This is a genomic window from Actinoplanes sp. NBC_00393 (assembly GCF_036053395.1).
Classification (GTDB): Bacteria; Actinomycetota; Actinomycetes; order Mycobacteriales; family Micromonosporaceae; genus Actinoplanes.
Window position 1 is genome coordinate 2,253,116 of the sequence record NZ_CP107942.1, and the last position, 19,012, is coordinate 2,272,127.

General features: G+C 72.0%; 22 protein-coding genes. 13 read left to right on the forward strand and 9 right to left on the reverse strand.

The window, feature by feature from the left end:
- The first annotated feature begins 1 nt into the window (after position 1).
- The 4 genes from OHA21_RS10275 to OHA21_RS10290 all read left to right on the forward strand — a co-directional run bounded on the left by OHA21_RS10275 (position 2) and on the right by OHA21_RS10290 (position 4,358).
- Positions 2-1,213, forward strand: coding sequence for an oxygenase MpaB family protein (locus tag OHA21_RS10275; RefSeq protein WP_328472582.1), 1,212 nt, complete (start codon positions 2-4; stop codon positions 1,211-1,213).
- On the forward strand, positions 1,210-3,453 hold the full coding sequence (locus tag OHA21_RS10280; RefSeq protein WP_328472584.1) for a molybdopterin cofactor-binding domain-containing protein: 2,244 nt from the start codon (positions 1,210-1,212) through the stop codon (positions 3,451-3,453). Before OHA21_RS10275 ends, OHA21_RS10280 begins: the two co-directional genes overlap by 4 nt.
- Positions 3,446-3,922 (forward strand): (2Fe-2S)-binding protein, encoded by a 477-nt coding sequence (locus tag OHA21_RS10285; protein ID WP_328472586.1) that lies wholly within the window; start codon positions 3,446-3,448, stop codon positions 3,920-3,922. Before OHA21_RS10280 ends, OHA21_RS10285 begins: the two co-directional genes overlap by 8 nt.
- Before the next feature lie 115 nt (positions 3,923-4,037).
- Positions 4,038-4,358 carry a hypothetical protein gene (locus tag OHA21_RS10290; protein ID WP_328472588.1) on the forward strand — a complete coding sequence of 107 codons (321 nt, stop codon included), beginning with the start codon at positions 4,038-4,040 and terminating at the stop codon, positions 4,356-4,358.
- Positions 4,359-4,403: 45 nt separating this feature from the next.
- Here OHA21_RS10290 and OHA21_RS10295 read toward each other — a convergent pair whose 3' ends face one another.
- Both OHA21_RS10295 and OHA21_RS10300 read right to left on the reverse strand, forming a co-directional pair.
- Positions 4,404-4,604 carry a DUF6186 family protein gene (locus OHA21_RS10295; RefSeq protein WP_328472590.1) on the reverse strand — a complete coding sequence of 67 codons (201 nt, stop codon included), beginning with the start codon at positions 4,602-4,604 and terminating at the stop codon, positions 4,404-4,406.
- Positions 4,601-4,981, reverse strand: a complete 381-nt coding sequence (locus tag OHA21_RS10300) for a hypothetical protein (protein ID WP_328472592.1) — start codon at positions 4,979-4,981, stop codon at positions 4,601-4,603. The genes OHA21_RS10295 and OHA21_RS10300 overlap by 4 nt, the downstream gene beginning before the upstream one ends.
- An 18-nt stretch (positions 4,982-4,999) precedes the next feature.
- Here OHA21_RS10300 and OHA21_RS10305 point away from each other — a divergent pair, with 18 nt between their 5' ends.
- Positions 5,000-5,857 carry a nucleoside hydrolase gene (locus OHA21_RS10305; protein WP_328472594.1) on the forward strand — a complete coding sequence of 286 codons (858 nt, stop codon included), beginning with the start codon at positions 5,000-5,002 and terminating at the stop codon, positions 5,855-5,857.
- Here OHA21_RS10305 and OHA21_RS10310 read toward each other — a convergent pair.
- Together OHA21_RS10310 and OHA21_RS10315 are read right to left on the reverse strand one after the other, a co-directional pair.
- On the reverse strand, positions 5,838-6,629 hold the full coding sequence (locus OHA21_RS10310) for an alpha/beta fold hydrolase (protein WP_328472596.1): 792 nt from the start codon (positions 6,627-6,629) through the stop codon (positions 5,838-5,840). The genes OHA21_RS10305 and OHA21_RS10310 overlap by 20 nt on opposite strands.
- A gap of 10 nt (positions 6,630-6,639) precedes the next feature.
- Positions 6,640-7,023, reverse strand: a complete 384-nt coding sequence (locus OHA21_RS10315) for a VOC family protein (RefSeq protein WP_328472598.1) — start codon at positions 7,021-7,023, stop codon at positions 6,640-6,642.
- A 57-nt stretch (positions 7,024-7,080) separates the two neighbouring features.
- Between OHA21_RS10315 and OHA21_RS10320 the strand changes: the two genes are divergently transcribed.
- The 3 genes from OHA21_RS10320 to OHA21_RS10330 are packed head-to-tail and all read left to right on the forward strand — an operon-like array spanning position 7,081 to position 9,746.
- Entirely contained in the window at positions 7,081-7,755 is a 675-nt protein-coding gene (locus tag OHA21_RS10320; RefSeq protein WP_328472600.1) for a TetR/AcrR family transcriptional regulator, read from the forward strand.
- A gap of 9 nt (positions 7,756-7,764) precedes the next feature.
- Positions 7,765-8,088: a hypothetical protein gene (locus OHA21_RS10325; protein WP_328472602.1), complete on the forward strand. Its 324-nt coding sequence runs from the start codon at positions 7,765-7,767 to the stop codon at positions 8,086-8,088.
- A 14-nt stretch (positions 8,089-8,102) separates the two neighbouring features.
- Entirely contained in the window at positions 8,103-9,746 is a 1,644-nt protein-coding gene (locus tag OHA21_RS10330; RefSeq protein ID WP_328472604.1) for a hypothetical protein, read from the forward strand.
- Here the strand turns inward: OHA21_RS10330 and ligD are convergent.
- Positions 9,706-10,863 (reverse strand): non-homologous end-joining DNA ligase, encoded by a 1,158-nt coding sequence (gene ligD, locus OHA21_RS10335; RefSeq protein WP_328472606.1) that lies wholly within the window; start codon positions 10,861-10,863, stop codon positions 9,706-9,708. The two genes, OHA21_RS10330 and ligD, sit on opposite strands and share 41 nt — an antisense overlap.
- A 101-nt stretch (positions 10,864-10,964) precedes the next feature.
- Here ligD and OHA21_RS10340 point away from each other — a divergent pair, with 101 nt between their 5' ends.
- Together OHA21_RS10340 and OHA21_RS10345 are read left to right on the forward strand one after the other, a co-directional pair.
- Positions 10,965-11,642 (forward strand): epoxide hydrolase family protein, encoded by a 678-nt coding sequence (locus tag OHA21_RS10340; RefSeq protein WP_328472608.1) that lies wholly within the window; start codon positions 10,965-10,967, stop codon positions 11,640-11,642.
- Positions 11,642-11,899 (forward strand): hypothetical protein, encoded by a 258-nt coding sequence (locus OHA21_RS10345; protein ID WP_328472610.1) that lies wholly within the window; start codon positions 11,642-11,644, stop codon positions 11,897-11,899. Before OHA21_RS10340 ends, OHA21_RS10345 begins: the two co-directional genes overlap by 1 nt.
- 436 nt (positions 11,900-12,335) lie before the next feature.
- Here the strand turns inward: OHA21_RS10345 and OHA21_RS10350 are convergent, their stop codons facing one another.
- Both OHA21_RS10350 and OHA21_RS10355 read right to left on the reverse strand, forming a co-directional pair.
- Complete coding sequence (locus OHA21_RS10350) at positions 12,336-13,049, reverse strand: ABC transporter permease (RefSeq protein ID WP_328472612.1); 714 nt, start codon at positions 13,047-13,049, stop codon at positions 12,336-12,338.
- On the reverse strand, positions 13,046-13,759 hold the full coding sequence (locus OHA21_RS10355) for an ABC transporter ATP-binding protein (RefSeq protein WP_328472614.1): 714 nt from the start codon (positions 13,757-13,759) through the stop codon (positions 13,046-13,048). The genes OHA21_RS10350 and OHA21_RS10355 overlap by 4 nt, the downstream gene beginning before the upstream one ends.
- Positions 13,760-13,870: 111 nt before the next feature.
- On the opposite strand from OHA21_RS10355, the gene OHA21_RS10360 reads away from it, so the two are divergent.
- The 3 genes from OHA21_RS10360 (at position 13,871) to OHA21_RS10370 (ending at position 17,069) form a co-directional block, all read left to right on the forward strand.
- Complete coding sequence (locus OHA21_RS10360) at positions 13,871-14,989, forward strand: sensor histidine kinase (RefSeq protein ID WP_328472616.1); 1,119 nt, start codon at positions 13,871-13,873, stop codon at positions 14,987-14,989.
- On the forward strand, positions 14,986-15,624 hold the full coding sequence (locus OHA21_RS10365) for a response regulator transcription factor (RefSeq protein ID WP_328472618.1): 639 nt from the start codon (positions 14,986-14,988) through the stop codon (positions 15,622-15,624). The genes OHA21_RS10360 and OHA21_RS10365 overlap by 4 nt, the downstream gene beginning before the upstream one ends.
- Before the next feature lie 143 nt (positions 15,625-15,767).
- Complete coding sequence (locus tag OHA21_RS10370) at positions 15,768-17,069, forward strand: MFS transporter (protein ID WP_328472620.1); 1,302 nt, start codon at positions 15,768-15,770, stop codon at positions 17,067-17,069.
- A gap of 16 nt (positions 17,070-17,085) precedes the next feature.
- Here the strand turns inward: OHA21_RS10370 and OHA21_RS10375 are convergent, their stop codons facing one another.
- Both OHA21_RS10375 and OHA21_RS10380 read right to left on the reverse strand, forming a co-directional pair.
- A complete protein-coding gene (locus tag OHA21_RS10375; protein ID WP_328472622.1) occupies positions 17,086-17,952 on the reverse strand; it encodes an MEDS domain-containing protein in 867 nt (288 codons plus the stop codon).
- A 33-nt stretch (positions 17,953-17,985) separates the two neighbouring features.
- Positions 17,986-19,002 (reverse strand): anti-sigma factor RsbA family regulatory protein, encoded by a 1,017-nt coding sequence (locus OHA21_RS10380; RefSeq protein ID WP_328472624.1) that lies wholly within the window; start codon positions 19,000-19,002, stop codon positions 17,986-17,988.
- Positions 19,003-19,012 lie beyond the last annotated feature (10 nt).

The window sequence follows — 19,012 nt, forward strand, 5'->3', positions numbered from 1 at the left end:
GATGAGCAGGCGCAAGATGCTGCTGACCGGCGGCGCGCTGGGGGCGTTCGGCGCGTTCGGGATGCCCACCCCGGCCTTCTCCCGGGAGGTGTCGCCGTGGACCTGGTCGCCGTCCGGCTCGATCGCCGGCGACGGCACCGGCGCCGACCCGCGACAGGTGTTCGACGCCGAGGCCGACCCGGTCTCCGCCCAGCTGCTCGACAGCGGCGCGGTGCCCGAGGTCAACCGGCTGCTGTGGGACTGGATCCGCAACGACCAGCCGCTGCCCGCCGGACTGCCCGGTTACCTGCACGACTTCATCGAGAAGGCCCGCCAGCTGCCGTCCTGGGCGGACCGGGCCAAGCTCGAGCGGGCGGCCACCTTCAACAAGTCCCGCGGCCTCTACCTCAACCTGCTCAACGGGGTCGGCGGCGGCATGCTCAGCACCGCGATCCCCAAGGAGGCGTGGGCGGTCTACTACTCCAAGGGCGGCGCCGACATGGAGGACCGGGTCGCCAAGACCAGCCTCCTCGGGTTCGCGGTCGGGGCGCTCAACGCGTACCGGCCGGACGGCGACTGCATCGTGAACGCGGTCAAGACCCGGCTGGTGCACGCCGCGGTGCGCCACCTGCTGCCGCAGTCGCCGCACTGGAAGTGGGGGCCGCCGATCAGCCAGGAGGACATGCTGGTCACCTGGCACACCCTGCCGACGTACGCGATGCGCAAGATGCGGGAGTGGAAGGTGCCGATCAGCGCGGCCGACTCGCAGGCGTACCTGCACGTCTGGCAGGTGACCGCGCACCTGCTCGGCATCCGCGACGAGTACATCCCGGCCACCTGGGCGGCCGCCAACGCCCAGTCCGACCAGGTGCTGCCGCCCAACATGGGCCCGACCCGCGAGGGCGTGGAGCTCACCGACATCCTGCTCGGCCAGCTCGCCGAGCAGACCAGCCCGGGCAGCATCAGCCGGCCACTGGTCAACGCCCTGGCCCGCTACCTGGTCGGGGACCAGGTCGCCGACTGGGACGGCATCAAACGCGAGCCGGTGTGGGGTCCGCTGATCGCCACCGCGTGGCCGGCGCTGGTCCGCTTCCGCGAGGGAGTGATCCCGCTGCCGCTGGTGCCCGAGGTCGCCTGGGTGATCGACGAGGCCGCCCGGCAGTACATCCTCTTCTACCTGACGAAGGGCAGAGAAACGAAGATCGAGATTCCGACCGTCAACAGGCCCGAATGAACAGGCGCCGTTTCGTCGGATACGTGCTGGCCGCCCCGGTTCTGGTGACCGCCGCCGACCTGTTCGAAGGCGACCCGGCGGCCGCGGCCGACCTGACCGAGCTGCTGGATCTCAACGACATCATGACCGCGGCCGCGCTGCCGACGTCCGGGTTGATCTCGGTGGAGGTCAACCCGGACGGGACCGTGTCGTTCGCCCTGCCCAGGGCCGAGGTGGGCCAGGGCATCACGACGTCGTCGGCCATGCTGATCGCCGAGGAGCTGGGCGTGGCCGTCAACCGGGTCCGCGTCACGCTGGCCGACGCCCGGCCGGAGCTGCTGTTCAACCAGTTGACCGGCGCGTCGAACACGACCATCTCGACGTACACCCCGATCCGGGTCGCGGCCGCGGTCGCCCGCCAGCGTCTGCTGACGGCGGCCGCCGCCGAGTTCGGCGCAGCGGCCGCCGACCTGCGGCTGGCCGACGGCATGGTCACCGACGCTGCCGGCCGCAAGATCGGCATCGGCGCGCTGGCCGGCCGGGCGGCCAGCGCGAAGACCCAGGCGGTGCCGGTGGAGCTCGCCCCCAGGGAGAGCTTCACCGTCATCGGTAGACCGCACAGCCGCATCGACGCGCTCGACGCGGTGACCGGCCGCAAGAAGTTCGCGATGGACCTCGACGTTCCCGGCGCGAAACCGACCATGGTGTGCCGGCCGCCGACCATCAACGGCAAGGTCGGCTCGGTGGTCAACACCGCCGAGGTACGCGCGATGCCCGGCGTCACCGACGTGGTGACCATCTCCACCGGGGTGGCCGTGCGGGCCGAGACCTTCGGCCAGTGCATCGACGCGGTCCGCGCGCTGAAGGTCAACTGGCGACCGGGCCCGGTCGACGGCAAATCCGACGACACCGTGCTGAAGGAACTGGCCGCCGCCGAACTGCCGCTCGGGCCGCGCCCGCTGACCCCGGTGGTGGAGGGAAAGTTCACCTTCTACTTCCGCGGCAACAGCGCGGTCGAACCCAACTGCGCGATCGCCGACGTCCGCGCCGACCGCGCCGAGATCTGGTCGGGGCTGAAGTCACCGATCGTCGCCAAACAGGCCATCGCCGCCCGCCTCGGCATGCTGCCGAGCCGGGTCACCGTGCACGTCACCGAGGGCGGCGGGTCGTTCGGGCGCAAGCTGTTCTTCGACGCCGCGCTGGAAGCCGCCGAGGTGTCGCAGAAGGTCGGCAAGCCGGTCAAGCTGATGTGGCACCGCGCCGACGACGCGCGCCAGGGGCGCACCCACCCGATGGCCACCTCCCGGGTACGCATCGCCTACGCCGGCAACCTCGTGCTCGGGTACGAACTACGCCACACCAGCGTCACCACCGACCTCGGCCACGGACTGGGTGAGCTGTTCACCGCCATGGCCGCGAAACTGCCGATCGGCGACGCCGCCTTCGCGCAGACGTTCTTCCAGTTCAGCCACACCTCGCCCTACCACTTCGGCGCGCACAGCCGGCTGCTCAGCGAGACCGGCAAGGGCTTCAACACCGGCAGTATGCGCAACGTCTACTCACCCGACACCACCTGCGCCCGCGAGCTCATCGTCGACCAGGTCGCCGCCCGGATGGGTAAGGATCCGTACCGGTTCCGCCGCGACTTCCTGCGCGACGAACGGTCCCGCGCGGTGCTGGAGAAGGTCGCCGAGGTGGGCGGCTGGGGCCGGTCGATGCCGGCCGGCACCGCACAGGGCATCGCGTTCCACGGCGAGTACAAGGCGGTCAGCGCCTGCCTCGTCGAGATCGACTGCCGGCCGGCGACGGTCAACCGCCCGATCCGCGACGGGGTGGCCGGCCCGCGCGTCACCAAGGCGGTCTTCGCCGTCGACGTCGGTCTGGCGGTGAACCCGCGCGGCCTGGAGGCCCAGATGATGGGCGGCATCATGGACGGTATCGCGCTCGCCCTCACCTCCAGCCTGCACCTGCGCAACGGGTACTTCCTGGAGGCCAGCTGGGACAACTACTTCTACACCCGGCAGTGGAACACCCCGCCCGAGCTGCAGATCATCGTCATGCCGAGCAGCTCGGAACAGCCCGGCGGAGCGGGCGAGCTGGGGGTCGCCGCGTCGATGGCGGCGGTCGCCTGCGCGTACGGGCGGGCCACCGGCGCGATGCCCACCCGGTTCCCGATCAACCACGGGACGCTCTCGTTCACCCCGAAGCCGACGATCCCGCCGATTCCCGCTTCCCCCACCGATGGAGGCCTGCGTGCCTGAGCAAACCTTCCGGGTCAACGGTGAACAGGTGACCGTCGAGGTCGCCGACGACGTACGCCTGCTCTGGGTGCTGCGGGACATCCTCGGCATCACCGGGCCGAAGTACGGCTGCGGCATCAACGTGTGCAAGGCGTGCACCAGCCACCTCAACGGCCGGGCGGTCAACCCGTGCGCCATCCCGGTGCGCGACCTCGGCCCGGCCGACGAGGTCGTCACCATCGAAGGGCTGGCCGCCACGGTCGGGCGGGACCTGCACCCGATGCAGCAGGCGTGGCTCGATCACGACGTCGTCCAGTGCGGATACTGCCAGCCCGGCCAGATCATGGCGGCCGTGGATCTGGTCAGGCGGGTCGCCGCCGAGGGCCGGGAGATCAGCGACGCCGACCTGGACAGCCTGCGCAACATCTGCCGATGTGGCACCTATTTCCGGATACGGGAGGCGATCAGGGCTGCCGCCGAGAACATGTAAACCTGTCCGTTACCCGACTGGACAGTGCACAGCGGATGTCCGGACCATACGGTCTGATCGCTGTCGCGGTATGGTCAACGCCCTCACGTCCAACGGCCTCCGGGGGGAAAGCCAGATGAGCGTGGAAGACGAGGCCAGGCAAGCCTTGGCCCAGATCGAGGGCGCAGCCCGCCTCTATGCGGTCAACGAGCCGGACATCGGCCGTTACGCCGGCCTGCTGGCCAGCTACCGGCCAGGCGAGCGGGACACGTACGCGTGCGCCCGCCTGGACGCGATCCTGACCCGGATTGCGTACGATCATCGCCTGGAATGCAACGGCGACAACTGCCGGACCTGCGACGGGCTGAACGAGGCCCTGACCGTGGCGGTGGCGTCGGTGCGCACGATGCTCGCCGACCACCAGCCCAAGCACCGCAACTCCGACTGGCCACGTTAGCGGCGGGGGCTTTCGAGGCGGCTGACGTAGCCGGGCTGACCCGGGCTATCGGGCCAGGAAGTGCCAGCCGAGCCAGAGCCACGCGCTGAGGATGACGACTCGCGCGAGGCGGGAGCGTAGCGCCGCGGTCAGGGTGGCCGGCAGCGGGCGGATGCCGGATCCGGCGCGGCGGGCGTACCGGTCGGTGGCGATCACCAGGGCGAGGATCGCGGCGAAACCGGCGATGATGGCGGCACGCGGGGTCATCGGCTCACCAGCCACAGGCCGGCGCCGGCCCAGAGCAGGTAGCCGAGGACCCGGCCGGGATACGTGCTGAACAGCGGGTCGGCCAGTGTGCTCAAGGTGGGGTGTGCGGCGTCGTCCGGTCCCAGCCAGACGGTGAGCTCGAAGGCCACGGCCACGCCGGTCACGCCGAGCCAGACGGCTGCCGAGCGGGCGCCGGCCGGCTCGGCGCGGCGCGGGCGGCGGAACACGCCGATGCAGAACAGCGGCACGCCGGCGAGCAGCACGGCGGCGAGAGCCGGCCAGGTCAGCGGGCGGCACAGGGCTGCCAGCAGCGCGTAGGTGAGCACGACTGCGGCGATCCCGGCTCGGCGGTGCGCGGGTTGACGTACCAGGCTCATCCCGGCATTGTCGCCGCAATGAGCGGTGACCCGGTGAAGATCGTCCTGGACACGGACATCGGCAGCGACGTCGATGATCTGCTTGCCCTTGCCCTGCTGTTCGGCTCACCCGAGTGCGATCTGCACGCGGTCGCCACGGTGTATGGCGACACCGTCCTGCGGGCGCGGATGGTGCGCCGGGCGTACCGGCTCGCGGGCCGGCCGGTCCCGCCGATCGCGGCCGGAGCGCGGCAGGCGCACTCCGGCCGGCCGGTCTGGTGGGCCGGCCACGAAGGGGCCCTGATGCCGGACCTGGCCGCTGAGCCGGTCGACGAGACCCTGGACGCGACCGCCCTGGTGCGCGCGGGCCGGGCCGTCGCCGCGATCGGGCCGCTGACCAATGTGGCCGAGGCGGTGGCCGGGCCGCACCACATCGAACAGTTGATCGTCATGGGTGGCGACTTCGCCTCGGGCAAGCCCGAACACAACATCCAATGCGACGTCGCGGCTGCGCAGGCCGTCTTCGACGCGGAGGTGCCGGCGCTCGTCACCGGGATCGACCAGACCGAGCGCATCGTCCTGGACGAGGACTCGATCGCGGCGGTCCGGGCGTCCGGCCCGCTGGGCGAGCTGCTGGCCGCGGAGATTCACCAGTTCAGGGAGTGGCTCGGGCGGCCGGACAGCCCGCACGACGCGATCGCCGTGCTGGCAGCGATCCGGCCCGAGTTGTTCACCGTCGTGCCGGGCCGGATCCGGGTGGACTCCGACGGCGTCACCACTCTGGAGCGGCGGGACGACGGGCCACACCGGGTGGTCGTCGATCTCGACGTGCCGGCCGTGCTGCGCGAGGTCGTCGACCGGGTGTGCCGGGCCGGCGTTACCGAGCCGCGGCGCTGACCGCCTGCCGCCGGCAGAAGTCGTCGATCAGCCGGGCCAGTTCGGCCGGTGCGGTCAACGGCATCAGGTGGCCGGCGCCGGAGACGGTGGCGATGGTGGAGCCGGGGATCAGGCCGGCGAGGTGGGCGATCAGGCGGTGGACCGGTGGCGGGCTGCCACCGCCCTGGACGAGCAGCACCGGTGGGTGCCGGTGGGTGAGGGCCGCCGGATCGAAGGTCCACGCGCCGACGGCGGGCATCTCCTCGGCGAGGAAGTACCGGTTCTGGCTCGCCGTGTTCTCGACCAGGTCGGCGCCGAGCACGTCGATCAACACGCGCCGATAGTCGGGCCCGCACACCAGGGTCATGAACGCGTCGAACGCGGTCGCGATGTCGCGGTCCAGGGGGAGGGCGCCGAACGCGGCGCGGAGCATCGCGTGGTCGGCCGGGTCGGCGAGGGTCTCCACCAGGGGTGGCTCGCAGAGCGTGAGCGTGCGGACCAGCTCCGGATGGTCGATGGCGAGCTGTAGTGCGATGGTGCTGCCGGACGAATGCGCCACCACGTGGGCGGGCGCGGCGCCGAGCTGGTGAATCAGTGCGGCGGTGCGCTCGGCATGGTCGCTGACGGTGAGTCCTCGGGGTGCGGGTGCATCGGTGTAACCGTCGCGCACCACGCGGACCACGCGGTGGTGGCTCAGGGCCGGGTCGGCCGCCAGCGGCATGAACCAGTCGGCGAGCCCGCCGCCGTGGATCAGCACCAGGGCGTCGCCGTGACCGCCGGAATCGGTGTGCATTTCGGTCTCCTCAATCTGCGTACAGGCGGATTTCGATGCCGTCGGGGTCGTGCAGGCCGACCAGGACGGAACCGCCCCGGTGGCCGGTCACCACGCCGCTGTGCGGCTGGCCTAGCTCGTCGAGCCGGCGGCGCCAGGCCTGAACGGCGTCGCGGGTCGGGACCGCCAGGGCGAGTGGGTCGAAGCCGGACAGGGTCTTGGCGCGTGCCGGATCGTGACGCAGCGCCAGGGCCACCGTGTTGCCGGAGTCGCTGAGCGCCACGCCCTTCACGACACCGTCCTCGGTGAACTCGATGTCCACGCTCAGCCCGAGCACGGACGTGTACCAGTCGCGGCTGCGATCCAGGTCGGCGACCGGCAGCTTGACGTGATGGACGCCGGACAGGTCGGGCATCGGAAACACCTTTCGCTAGAAGCGCCTCTAGTAACTGACTAGAGTAGGCTCTAGTGAATGACGGAACGTGTCAAGCGAGCGCCGAAACCCGACACGCCGCCGGGCGGCCGGCTCACCCGGGCCGAGCAGGCCCGCGCCACCCGGCGGCGCATCGTCGCGGCGGCCGCCGAGCAGTTCGTCGCCCGGGGGTACGGTGCGACGCTGCTCGACCAGGTGGCCGAGCAGTCCGGAGTCGCCGTGCAGACGGTGTACTTCCACTTCGGGAACAAGCGCACGCTGCTCAAACACGTGATGGACGTGGCGGCGGTCGGTGACGACGAACCGGTGCCCCTGATGGACCGGCCCTGGGCCCGGCAGATCCAGCAGGAGACCGATCCGCGGCGGATCATCGAGCTGTGGGTGGCCGGTGGCCGCGAGATCCTGCACCGGGTGGCGCCGCTGATGCGGGTGATGCGGGGCGCCATCGGCACCGACCCGGAACTCGCTGCCCAGTGGGAGACCAACCAGCAGGAGACCCGTACCGCGCATGGTTTTCTGGCGCAGTTGCTCGCCGACCGCGACGCCCTGCGGCCGGGGCTGGACGTCGACCAGGCCCGCGATATCGCCTTCACCCTCAACGGAGTCGAGACATATCTGCAGTTCACCGAGGTCTGCGGATGGACGCCGGAGCAGTGGCAGCAGCGAACCGCCGCCATCCTCACCGCTGCACTGCTGATCGACAGCGGTCAGTAGCATGCCGGCATGATGCGGTGGGGACTGGTTCTGCTCGGCGCCGGCGGCGGCATGATCCTGGGCGTCCAGGTCGGGGAATCGGCGATGCTTCCGGCGTACGCCGCTGTGGTTCTGGGCCTGGCCCTGCTCGCCGCCGCCCGCTCTCGCCCGCGCGACCTCATCGCGGACGCGAGGGTGAAGGAGCGGCCTGTGCTCAACCTCGGATCCCGGGTCGAGGACATCCTGAAGCTCGCCGAGGAGCAGGCCGCCGACACGGTCGCCGAGGCGCGGTCCGAGGCGGACCGGATCGTTGCGGAGGCCCGCGCGGAGGCGGCTCGCCGAAACCCCGAATGATCTAGAGTCGGCGCGTGCGATCCCAGATCAAGGCCGACGTCGATCTTGTTGGGGCGGTTCACGCCGCGTTCGCCCGGGTCGGTGGGCCCGAACCCGACATCGGGCTGAGGTATGTGGAGCCGATCCGGTGGATCAACGCGCTGCTCGACGGCGGGCTGGAGGAGTGGGCCGTCACGGAGCTGCGGGGACTGCTGCGCATGTCGGAGCCGCCGGGCGGGTTCGACGAGGCGGCGACACGGATCCGGTCGGGCGAGCGACGTCGTGCGCTCGCCCTCGCGATGCTCGACAGCGAGTGTGTGATCGGGTACCCGCACCGTGGCGTCGCGGCGACGGTCGTCCGCCTGGCCGACGGCGACCGGGATCTGGAGGACGCCGCGCTGCGGAAGGTGCTGGAGCCGGTGCCGGCGGGGATGTGGGTGGATCCGTACCGGGTCGGTGTCGTGGTCTCGGCTCTCGCGGAGGCGCACCGTGACGAGCCGTCCTACCTCGACCATCTGGCCGGTCTGCTGGCCGGCGACGACCGGCGGCACCTCGCCTTCGCGACGGCGCTCCTCGGCCCGCTCGGCCTCGACGAGATCCTCCGGCGCTGCGGCACGGTCCCCGACGAGGCCTGTGGCCCTCTGGTCGCCGCGTTCGCCGAGGCCGGCCGGTTCGACGAGGCCTTCGCCCTGGCCGTCACTCTGGGAGCCGACGCGCGGCAACAAGCCCTGCTCCGCCTCGCCGCGCCGGACCTCCCGGCTGCGCGGGCCAAGGCGCTGGTCGCCGCCTACCGCAAGTGCCCGAAGGTCAGCCGGCAGCGCGACGACCAGGTCCTCTACCGGTGTCGCTGGATCAGTCTGCTGCTGGCGCTCGACCGGGTCGACGACGCGCTGACGGATCTCGCGCAGGTGCCCGACTGTCGTTACGCCGGGTACGGTCCGGCGCCGCTCGCCGTGCAGATTCTGCGCCGGTTCGTGGACCGGCCGGCGGAGGTGACCCCGGCGCGGCTGCGAGCGGTGCTCGACGTGCTCACCGGGGACCACGTCATCGGGCAGGAGCTGCGCGCGGTCGGCGTCGAGGCGGTGCGGCTGGTCCACCGGCTCGGCGACGCCGCGATCCGCGCCGAACTCGCCGGGACGGACGTGCCCCGGATGCGCGACCGCATGCAGATCTCGCGGACGCTCGCCGACGCCGGGCTCGCCTGGGCACGGGTGGACGACGGCGACCACACGGCCGCCGATCCGCTGTTCGCTGAGGCGGCTGCCGGCCGCACCGACCTCGCCACGCTGAAAGCCCTGCTCACCATGGCGCCCCACACCCGCATCGCCAGCCGGGATCCGGACCTGTTCAGCCGGATGCTCGCCGTGGCGTACCGCTATGCGGTCTGGCTCCCGTACGAGGTGTTCGGCGCCGACGAGATGCGGCTCGTGCCCGACGCACTCATCGAGGCGCCACTCTCGTTCCCTCGGTGGGTGGGCAGCCGGCTCTCGACGTTCGCCGCGGACACCGGTGACTGGCAGCTGCTCGCGTTCACCGTGGCGATCGCGCCGGACGCGAAGGCGATGGGGTGGGTGGGTGCCGACGTCGCGGTGGCGCTGGCCCGCGCCGGTGATGCCGCTGGTGCCGCGAAGATCGGCTTCAGGCCGCCGGATCGACCGGGTCCAGCATTCCCATCGTGACGCCCCGGCTGGCCAGCAGCTTCTCCAGCGCTTCGAGATCCAGCGCCTCCACCACGTTGTCGCCGTTCATCAGCCGGAACAGCTCGACGCCGCTGCGGGAGACCACCTCGACCCGCCACTGCCCGTCCGGCGTCGCCATCGCGCCCACGACCTCGGCGTTCGGTCGCTGGGCCTCGGCGGGCCGGCGGTCCGTGCGCAACCCACGCCAGGACGGGTGCCGCAGGCGTCCGTCCGGAGTCCAGTTGCGGAAGGCGACCTCGCCGACCATCGTCGGTTCGACCCAGCGGGCGTGCCGGGTGAACTGCCGCGGCACGTCCGGCACCGGGGGAGTGCTGCGGGCCAGCGGGCCGAGCTGGTCGGCGAGCAGCCGCAGCGCCGAGTCGGTGAAGCCGGTGCCGACATGCCCGGCGAAGCCCAGCCGGCCGGTCTGGTCATAGGTGGCGAGCAGCAGCGAGCCGAGCAGGCCGCGGCGCCGGCCTTCGCCGGGCTTCCAACCGATGATCAACACCTCTTGGGTACGGATGAGCGGCACCTTCGTCCAGTCCGCCGATCGCTTCCCCGGCCGGTACGGCGAGCCGAGCCGTTTCGCCACCACGCCCTCGAGCCCGGCGGTCTCCGCCGCGCGCAGGGCCGCCGCGCCATCGGTGCCGACGATGTCCGGCGGGGTGCGGACACTGCCGGAGTCGAGGCCCAGAGCGGTCAGCTGTTTGCGGCGCTTCTCGTACGGCTCGTCGAGCAGTGACCGGTCGTCCAGGTGGAGCACGTCGAACACGTAGTAGCGGACCGGGATGGTCTGCAGCAGGGCGGCGGTCGGCACGGCGACGTGGATGCGGTTGGCGAGCCGGGCGAACGACGGCCGGTCACCGGGCTCCAGCGCGACGATCTCGCCGTCCAGGACGGCCTGCCGGCCGGGCAACAGGCCGGCGAGCTCCTGCAGCTCCGGGTAGTGGCTGGTCACGTCGTTGCCGTTGCGGGTCATCGCCCGGACCCGGCCGTCCTGCACGTAGGTCACTGCGCGGATACCGTCGTACTTGTACTCGTACGCCCAGCCGCTGCCGGGCGGCAGCGGGCCGGCGGCGGCCAGCATCGGCGTGATCTCGGGCAGTGCGTCGCTCACCCATCCTGCCTACCCGGGTTCCGGCTCAAGGTCACGGGGCCCCGCCGAACTACACCGAAGTAATTTGCGCTCCTAACGTTAGGAAAACTAACGTTAGCCACATGAACGAATTTTCGCTCCGCGTCCCGCAGGCCGACCTCGACGACCTCACCGACCGGCTCGCCCGCACCCGCTGGCCCGACGAGCTGCCCGGCGCGGACCACGGCATCCCGCTGGCCCGGGTCCGGGCCCTCGCCGACCATTGGGCGAAGTTCGACTGGCGGGCCCACGAGGCCGAGCTCAACGCCCTGCCGCAGTACGTCACCGAGATCGGCGGCGACCGGGTCCACTTCCTGCACCTGCGCCACCCCGACCCGGACGCCCTGCCGGTGATCCTCACCCACGGCTGGCCCGGCTCCACGGTGGAATTCCTCGACGTCGTGCACCGGCTCGCCGAGCACTTCCACGTCGTCGTCCCCGCCATCCCCGGCTTCGGGCTGTCCGGCCCGACGACCCGGCCCGGCTGGGGTGTCGGCCGGGTCGCCTCGGCGTGGGCCGAACTGATGTCCCGCCTCGGCTACCACCGGTACGGCGCGCAGGGCGGCGACTGGGGCTCCGGCATCTCCCAGCAGCTCGCCGTCGTCGCGCCGGACGCGGTGGTCGGCGTGCACGTCAAGTACTTGCCCACCCGCGGGCCGGGCTGCTCGCCTTCCTCGGCGAGAAGTTCGACCGCTGGGCCGACCCGGCGACACCGGTGCCCGACGACCGGATCGTGGCGGGGGTCGCCCATCACTGGCTGATGCGTACCGCCGGGTCCGCCGCCCGCCTGATCAAGGAGAGCGGCCTGGCCGGGCCGCTGCCCGCCTGCCGTGCGCCGCTCGGCGTGGCCGTCCTGCCCGGCGACCTCACCCAGGCGATCCGGCCGCTGGTCGCCCAGCGTTACGACCTCCGCCACTGGACCGAATTCCCGCGCGGCGGCCACTTCGCGGCCTTGGAGGTCCCGGACCTGTTCGCAGCCGACGTGACGATGTTCTTCCGTACCCTCACCGATCGCTGACCGCCGGCACCGCAAGCCGGCGTCAGGTCCGCTCCCACGGCGCCGCGCCACCCCGCGGCTGACCAGCACTGTTGCTTGCGCGGGCGGGAGACGACGCTGGGCGTCAGCCGAGCTTGTCCGGCTGACCGCCGGTGCTCCTTCCGGAGCCGGGAAGCGACGCTGACGGTCAGCCGGGGGTGATCTGGAGGGCTCCGGTGGTCAAGGTTGGGCTCGGCGGTTCCGGTGCTTCTCTGGTACGCGCGACCTTTGTCCCGCCGAAACGTGCCCGTTCCACCGTTCCCGCGCGATCCGGGCACGGGGTCACACGGCCCCCCGGCTGTGCACTATGGCTCTCAGAACCGCCGCGAGGCAGCCTCCGCACGCAGCCGGATGCGAGAAGGCGCCCGAAAACGCGGCCCGGCGCGGTTCACCGGGCCTTGACCACAAAGCTGATCTCTCAGGACCAGCGGAAGAAGCGGATCGCGACGAAGCCGCACACCACAGTGCAGCCTGCCAGCGCGGCGATGGCGCCCCAGGCCGGGGATGCTCCGGTCCAGGCGGCGGTGATCGCCTGCACGGCCGCGCCGAACGGGAGGGCCTCGCCGGTGGTGGCGAGCCCGCCCGGCAGGCTGCTGGTCGGCCCGAACATGCCGCCGAGGGCGCCGAAGCCGAAGAACAGCACCAGGCCGATGGCCAGCGCGGCGTTGATCGTGGGGGAGACCGCGGCCACGAGCAGGCCGGCCGCGAACATGGCGACCGTGGTGAGCAGCAGGACCGCCAGGGTGGCGAGCAGGTCGGCCGGCGGGTCGGCGCCGAAACCGGCGATCGCGACGGCGACAGCGATCAGTACGCCGGTGAAGACCTGCATCGTGCCGGCGCTCAGGTGCGCGGCCAGGACAGTGGCCGGGCGTACCGGGGTGACGGCGAGGCGGCGCAGCACCCCGGTCTTGCGATAGGTGGCCAGGATGCTCGGGGTGTTCACCATGCCGATGGTGGCGATGACGATGGTCAGCACCAGCGGCAGCACGAACCGGGCCAGCACCTCGGCGGGCATGTTGAGGGCGTTACCGACGAGCACCAGCAGCGGCAGCGCGATCGGGATGATCAGGCCGGCGGTGTCGCGGGAGACGACGCGCAGTTCGGCGCCGAGCAGCAGTCTCCATCGGGTCATCGGGCACCTCCGGTCAGAGCGAGGAACGCCTCGTCGAGGCCGGTCCGCCCGGTCAGGGCGATCAGCCCGGCCGGGCTGTCCAGGGCGAGCAGTTTCCCGTGGTCGAGCAGGGCGACCCGGTCGCAGAGGCGTTCCACCTCTTCCATGGCGTGGCTGACCAGCAGCACGGTGACACCGTCGTCGCGCAGGTCGGTGACGATGCGCCACACGTCGCGGCGGGCTTCCGGGTCCAGGCCGGTGGTCAGCTCGTCGAGGACCGCCACCCGGGGCCGCCCGACCAGCGCGGCGGCGATCGACACCCGCTGGGCCTCGCCGCCGGAGAGCTGCTCGAACCGGGCGCCGGCCCGATGGCCGAGGCCGAGCGACTCGATCAGGGCGTCCGGGTCCAGGCCGTCGCCGTGCAGGCCGCGGTGCAGACGGATCAGTTCGCGTACGGTCAGCGCGCCGTGCAGAGCGGCATCCTGAAGCTGGACGCCGAGCACCCGCCGCACGTCGGCGCGCTGGGCGATCGGGTCGAGGCCGAGGACGCGTACGCTGCCGCGGTCGGGCTTGATCAGTCCGGCGATCGCCGCGACCGCGGTGGATTTGCCGGCGCCGTTGCGGCCGAGCAGGCCGAAGATCTCGCCGGGTTCGACGGCGAAGTCGACGCCGTCCAGGGCGACCGTACGCCGGAATCGCTTGTGCAGGCCGGTGACCTCTATCGCTGCCATGCACCGACGCTAGGTGCGCCGCGCGGGCCGGCGCGCGTGCCGGCGGTCACGGCCGGCACCCATGACCATCGGCACGGGCGCGGCCCGGCCCCGGCGGCCTACGCTGGGCGGATGAGGCGGTGGGATCCCGACCTGTGGGGCGCGGTGTACGGGTCGGCGATCTGTGTGTCGGTCGGCCTGCCGTTCCTCGTGGTGCAGGCGCGCGGCGGCGAGCTGACCTCGGTGCCGGCCCCGTGGTGGTGGGCGGGTTTCGCCGGCTACGTGCTCGCCCAGACGGTCTGCACCTGGTGGTCGGACCAGCTCGGCCCGCGGATCGTCAAGGCCGGCTTCGGAGTGCTGGTGATCCTCGGCCCGGTGCTGGCACTGACCGCGCCCCGGGCCGGCTGGACCGCCATCCTGCTGATCTACACGGCCGCGCTGAGCGTTTACGTGGTGCGCTGGCCGGCGACCGTGGCCGTGATCGTCGGCAACACCGCGGTCATCGCGGTGGCCACCGCCCTGACCGGGGCGAGCCTGGGAGCGATCACTGCCACCGGCGCCCTCTACCTGTTGCTGCAGCTCGCCTCCACGGTCGGCGTCGTCGCGACGGTCCGTGCCCAGGAGAACGCGCGTCGGCTGGCGGCCGCGCACACCGAACTGCGGGCCGCGCACGCCCTGCTGGCCGAGTCGTCGCGCGCCGACGAGCGGCTGCGCATCGCCCGCGAACTGCACGACGCCCTCGGGCATCAGCTGACCGTCCTCGCCCTGGAGCTCGAGGTCGCCAGCCACAAACCGGAACCGGCCGAGCACGTCGCCCGGGCCCGGCGGATGGCCCGGGAACTGCTGTCCGAGGTCCGCGGCACGGTCGGCGAGCTGCGGCACCGCGCGCCGGACCTGCGCGCCACCCTGGACCGGATCGTCGCCGACCTGCCCGCGCCGCAGGTCACCCTGCGCATCGACGACCGGGTGCACGCCGACGAGGCACGCACGGCGGTGCTGATCCGCTGTGTCCAGGAGGTGGTCACCAACGCGATCCGGCACGCGCACGCCGAGCAGGTGTGGATCGACATCCGTACGGGCGACGACGGCGGCATCGTGTTCGAGGCCCGCGACGACGGGCCGGGCACCGGCCGGGTGGTGATGGGCAACGGGCTGACCGGGATCGCCGAACGGGTCCGCGAGCTCGGTGGCCAGGCCCGTTTCGAGGGGCACAGCGGGTTCCGCGTGGTCGCCGAGGTGCCCGCGCCGTGATCCGGGTGTGCGTGGTCGACGACCAGACCCTGGTCCGGCAGGGCATCCGCAGCCTGCTCGACCTGGCCGGCGACGTCGAGGTCACCGCCGAGGCCGACGACGGGGCCGCGGCGCTCACCGTGATCGAGGCCGACCCGCCCGATGTGGTGCTGCTCGACCTGCGGATGCCCCGGCACGACGGCATCTGGGCGCTGCGGGCGCTCAAGGAACGCGGCATCCGGGTCCCGGTGCTGGTGCTGACCACTTTCGACGACGACGAGCTGGTGCTGCGCGCGGTGCAGGCCGGCGCGGCCGGGTACCTGCTCAAGGACGTGACGCTCGAGCAACTGCTGACTGCGGTCCGCACCCTCGCCGCGGGCGGGACGCTGGTCCAGCCGGCCATCACGGAACGGGTGCTTCGAGCCGTACGCAATGATGTGCAACCGCAAGCGACAGCTGCGCCGGCGCTGACCGACCGGGAGCTCGCCGTGCTGCGCCTGCTCGCCGGTGGGTATGCCAACCGGGAGATCGCCGCGGCATTGTTCCTGGCCGAGGGCACGGTGAAGAATCATGTGTCGAGCGTGCTGTTCAAGCTCGGGGTGAAGGACCGCACCAGCGCGGTGGTGCACGCTCTGCGGCACGGCCTGCTCGGCTGAGGTTGCCCGCGCCGAACCCGAAACGTGAAACCGTGTGGATCGTTGAACCTCGATGTGAACCGTCACGCATCTGATCCGCCGCTGTGCCCGCAGGCATCCGGGCACAGCGGCCGCCGCGAACCTGGAGCATGCTGGGAACCGCCATGGTGACCCTCGCGCGACATCCCCTCGTCGGAGTGCTGACCGCGCAGGCGTGCACCCTTTCCGCCAACCGGGTGCTGACCGTCGCCGTACCGTGGCTGCTGCTGACCGCCACCGACGACGTGCGCCAGGCCGCCGTGCAGGCCGGGGTGGTGGTGTTGTGCCAGACCGCGCCGTACGCGCTCATGCAGTGGCTGTCCGGACCGCTGCTCGACCGCATCGGACCGCGCCGGATCAGCGTCGCCGGCGATCTGACCGCGGCCGCGCTGCTCACCGTGCTGGCCTTCCTGCCGGCCGCGCCGATCTGGCTGATTGCGATCGTGCTGGCCGGGGTCGGCGCCGCGGACGGCCCAGCCACCGCGGCGAAACGGCTGCTGATCCCGGCCGCCGCGACCGCGGCCGGGCAGCCGATCACCCGGGGCGCCGGCTTTGCCACCGCGCTGGAACGGGCCTCCACCGCCTTCGGCCCGGCGCTCGCCGGATGGCTCATCGCCATCGTCGGCGGCGCGCCGGCACTGTGGGTCTCGGCCGCCTTCCTCGGCGCCGCGGCGGCGATCGCGACGCTCGCGGTGGCCACGCCCGCGCCGGCCCGTCACCAGGTGACCGATCGGTACGCCACCCGCCTGCGCGACGGAGCAAGGTACCTCGGCCGTAACCCGTCGCTGCGCGCCCTCGCCGCGATGTTCCTGGTGACGAACCTGCTCGACCAGGCGCTGATCAGCATCCTGCTGCCGGTCTGGGCCCGCACCGGCGGCCACAGCCCGGCGGTCGTCGGCATCGCCCTGAGCGCGGCCGGCGCCACCGCCGTCGGCACCGCCCTGCTCACCGCCTGGCTCGGCACCCGCCTGCCCCGCCGGACCACCTACCTGATCGCGGTGGTGATCAGCGGACCGACCCGCATCCTCGTGCTCGCGCTCGGCTGGCCACCGGAGGCCGTCGTCGCGGTGTGGGCGGTGGCCGGCCTCGGCTCCGGCGTCTTCAACCCGCTGCTGGAGGCCCTGCAGATCGAGTCGACCCCGTCGGTCCTGCGCGGCCGGGTGCTGACCCTGATCACCGCGCTGGCCTGGGCCGGCATCCCGGTCGGCGGCCTGTTCGGCGCCGGCCTGCTGGCCTCCGCGGGCCTGTCCACCGCACTGTGGATCTGCGGCGCCGCCTATCTGGCCGCGGTCCTCTATCCGGGCTGGCGGGTCAACTGGCACCCGACGCAGAAGTCGATCGTGCCGGCCCAGCGCGTCCCCGCGCCGACCCGATGGCGGATCTCGCACCGGTCCCGGCACACGGCCCTGCGGGTCCCCGCGAGCTGACGCCGGTTTGTGAAGATCACCCAGTGAGTTGCGACCTCGCGGTGTGGGAAGGGAGATGTCCGCCTGGGCTGCTCTGGAACTCGGCGGTGGGGAAGGAGGCGGCGCCGATGCGGACCAGCTCGAGCAGGTGGGCCTGCGCCGCACCGGCCCGGATGGTCAGGCCGGGGATCTCGGCCTCGCCGCGGACGATGGTGGCCAGGGCCCGGGCGTCCAGGAAGGTCATCTCGGTGATGTCCAGGGTGTCGCCGGGGCGCAGGGAGCGTGCCAGCGCTGTGAAGGCCGCCGAGTTGGACAGGTCGACCTCGCCGGAGAGCCGCAGCGTACGCCCGTCGTCGACACGTTGATGGCGCAGCGGCGACTCGTTGTCGAGGGCCGCGGGATGGGCCTGGCACGCCGCGACGACCTGCTCGTGCGGGAACACCCGGGTGTCGTACTGGCAGACGGCGGTGAGTTCCCGGCCGGTGAACAGGCCGGCCGTCTCGGCCTCGAAACTGGTGAGCGCCTGCGGGTCGGCCGCGGCCGCCCAGCTCATGTCCACGCTGACCCACAGCCCGGGGAAGCCGGCCGCCACCGCCTGCTCGGTGGCGGCCGCGTACGTCCGGCGCAGATGGTCCACGTCGAACCGGCCGGGCGCCAGCTGCACCTGCCGGCTGTCGCCGACCTGCACCTGGCCGCCCGCTGCCGCCGCAGCGATCACCGGGCTCCGGTCACTCAGGTGCTGCTGGAAGGCGCCGAGCTCGTCCCGGTCCGGATCGCCGGGAAAGATCATGACGAGGGCGGACGCGGCGATGGCCTGTTCGGCGAAGGTGATGGTCGTGCCGCAGAACTGCGACGGTGACGCGAAGGTCGCGCTGATGTGGTCACCTGGCTGGATGGCGAGCATGCGGTCACCCCCTGAGCAACATTCTTGCGGTAATCACGGCTCGGCTCGTCCGGCGATCAGCCGAATCGTGAAACCTTCCCGGCCACGTTCGAAAGTGACGTAGTTGCACATCTGGTGCGCCAGCCACAGTCCCAGCCCGCCGCCGGCCGGGCCGCTGAGCGCCGGCAACAGCCCGGCGTACGGGTCGCGCCAGCCCGGTCCGCTGTCGGTCACGGTCACCACGATGCGATGTGGAGAGCGCCAGATCCGTACGCCCACCGGCGGCAGCCCGTGCTTGATGGCATTGGTCACCGCCTCCGACGCGCCGAGCACCACGCCCCGGATGTCGGTCTCGGACAGTTCGGTCGTGCGCCCCGCGGCGATCAGCGCCTCCCGGACCTGCCCGGGCAGCGGATCGGTGAACTCGGCCAGCGGCGCGCCGTCCTCGAGTTCGTCACGCCAGGCGGAGTTGCGGCCGGTGAGGAACTCGTCCGGTTCGACGTACCCGGGATTGGCGAAGTGCCCACTGCCGGTCGCGATGAACGGGTGCGTGCTGCGCACCTGGTCGAACACCTCGTCGGAGAGGTGGCGCAGGTCGTACGGGCAGAGGCCCCAGAGCGGGAAGTCGCCGTAGAGCCGGTTGACCGCGGCCTCGTAGCGGGCCCACCAGTCCCAAGGCACCCCCACTCCCGGATGCGGGACATCACCGGCGATCCGGATCTGCCCGGCCCCGGCCGCGACGTAGTCGGCCATCATCCGCCGGTTCCGGTGGATCGCCGAGGCGGGCCGGGCGTAGTGCAGGTCCCCGTCGACGAACCGGATCCCGCTGCCGCTGCCGAACGCGTCGCGCACCAGCGCCTGATTGTGCCGGGAGAACACCGACACCACCGGCTCGCCCGCCTCCAGCCCGCCGGCGAGGAACGGCACGACGATCTCCAGGAACTCCCCGTCGGATCCGTAGAACGCGGTCTCATGGAAGAAGCCCTGATGTCCTCTTGCCGCGCCGGATCTCCGGTCGGCTGTGTCGGTGACGTTCAGTTCGGGCCCCCCGCGGACGCTGTGTGGCGCCACTCTCTCGAAG